Origin of the sequence: Streptomyces sp. HSW2009, from assembly GCF_040240285.1 — a bacterium.
Lineage (GTDB): Bacteria > Actinomycetota > Actinomycetes > Streptomycetales > Streptomycetaceae > Streptomyces.
Genome location: NZ_JBEHZD010000874.1, coordinates 1 through 2,101 on the forward strand (window position 1 = coordinate 1; position 2,101 = coordinate 2,101).

The 2,101-nt window shown below is 74.9% G+C and carries 2 protein-coding genes; one reads left to right on the top strand and one right to left on the bottom strand.

What is annotated here, in order from left to right; all coding sequences use genetic code 11:
- Positions 1 to 657 (top strand): aminotransferase class I/II-fold pyridoxal phosphate-dependent enzyme (locus tag AAHZ94_RS33125; RefSeq protein ID WP_502964858.1); only part of this gene is annotated, 657 nt, incomplete at its 5' end.
- 125 nt (positions 658 to 782) lie between these two features.
- Here the strand turns inward: AAHZ94_RS33125 and AAHZ94_RS33130 are convergent.
- On the bottom strand, positions 783 to 1,970 hold the full coding sequence (locus tag AAHZ94_RS33130) for an FUSC family protein (protein ID WP_349997407.1): 1,188 nt from the start codon (positions 1,968 to 1,970) through the stop codon (positions 783 to 785).
- Positions 1,971 to 2,101: the final 131 nt, after the last annotated feature.

Genomic DNA, 2,101 nt, shown 5'->3' on the forward strand with positions numbered 1-2,101 from the left:
GGGGGGCCCCGGGCGGGGGCCGGGGCGGGCGGGGGGGGGAGGGGCGCCGCCCGGGGGCCCGCGCGCGCGCGCCCGGCCCCGGCGCCCCCCCCGGGCGCGGGGGGCGCGGCGCCGGGTGACACGGGCCAGCTCATCACCCTGGGTTCGATGAGCAAGACGCACTGGGGCGGGCTGCGCATCGGCTGGCTGCGCGCGCCCGCGCGCCTGGTCACCGAGCTCGCGAGCGAACGCGTCGCCTCCGACATGGGTGGCTCGGTGCTCGACCAGTTGCTGGCCCTGACCCTGCTGGCCCGGGCCGACGAACTGCTGCCGCCCCGGCTTGAGCAACTGCGCCAGCAGCGCGCGGCACTGGCCGCGGCGCTGGCCGAGCAGGTGCCGCAGTGGAGCTGGCACCAGCCGCCCGGCGGCCTCTCGCTCTGGGTCGACCTGGCCGAACCCGTCGCGTCGGCACTGGCCGAACGGGCCCTGACACACGGGGTGCGGATCGAGAGCGGCGCCGTCTTCGCCGCCGACCCGGGCATCTTCGAACAGCGGCTGCGCATCCCGTTCACCGCCACCGCGCCCCAGTTGCAGGAGGCCGTACGACGCCTGGCCACCGCCCTGACCGCCGGCCTGCCCAGTGCGCCCGCCACCCGCCGGACGCACTGGGTCGCCTGAACCACCCCGGGCGCCGCCCAGCTTCCGCCTTCCGCCTTCCGCCTTCCGCCTTCCGCCTTCCGCCTTCCGCCGCGGAACGCGCGCCCGCTCCCCCGGTGCCGGTGCCTCGGTGGCCCGTACCGCGCTCAGAGCCGGACGAGCCGGCGCAGCCGGGGGAAGCGCCGGTGGCCCTCGCGGGTGGTGCGGTCGAGTTCCTCCATGAGGCGGGTGGTGCGGTGTTCCATGTCGAGCTCGTCCAGGATGCGGTCGATCTCGGCCAGCAGGGCGCCGTGCAACTGCCACTGGCGCGGGTCGCGCCGGACACAGTCGAGCAGCCGGACCGCGGCCCGCGCCCGGCTGGCGTCCGCCGCCTCCAATGTGCCGGCGAGCCGGTCCTCGGCGTCCTGCGCGTCCGTGTTGACCTGCGTGGTGACCAGCACGGCGAAGCTGGCGACGGCATCGGCGACGTGGTCGAAGAGCTCCGCCAGCACGTCGGCGACGTCGGGCGCGAACAGCGGCTCGGCGGTACGGTGCTTCGCCAGGTCGGTGAGCGTACGGGTGACCACCCGCACCACCACCGTGCAGATCTCCAGGGTGTCGAGCCCGGTGCGCAGCACCACGCGGTGCAGCTTGCCCTCCTTGACCCGGGGGTTGAGGCGCAGGCTGTCCTCGGCCTGCCGGAGCGCGGCGTCGACCCGCGCGACGTCGTTGTCCAGCCGCCGCGCCTCGTGCAACCGGGCCGCGGCCCGGTCGATGGGCGTGTGGTTGCCGAGTTCGGCGCCGATGCGCTGCAACAGGTCCTGGAGCCGGCGGGCCAGGTCCTCGATGTGCTCGCTCGCGGTCCGTACCCAGACCGGCGGCGCGAACAGGAAGTTGAACAGCAGGCCGACACCGGCCCCGATGAGGGTCTCCAACACCCGGTCCCAGGCCGTGTTGGCCACCCGGGTCACACCGAGTACGAGCATGGCGCTGATCGCCACCTCGGGAATGAACTCGTGCACCTTGACCAGGTGTCCGGCCGCCAACGAAGCCAGGATGATCATCCCGAGGCTCCACCAGGAGAGCCCCACCAGGGCGCTGAAGGCGATCGCGATCAGCACGCCGGCGACCACGGCGTTGACCCGCCGGATGCCGGTGGTCAACGTGGCGTAGAGGGTGACCTGAACGACGAGCAGGGCGGTCAGCGGTGCGGTGAGCGGTACCGGTTCGCTGCTGAGCTGGAGCGCGACGGCGTAGGCGATGGTCGCCGCCGCCGTGGACCGCATCGCCTGGACGACGGCCGGGTGGCGGCGGCGTTTGACCAGCTCGGCCACGGGTTCCTTGGCATCACGCACTCCCTGCCTGTCCCGCCCCTGCCGGCCGCCGACACCGGAACGGCCGCGCTGCCACCTGGCTGGCGGTCACCCGGCGGTCGGATCGAACCCCGCCCGGGCCGGCGAGGCGGCTGGGCCGCGGGGGCCCGGGC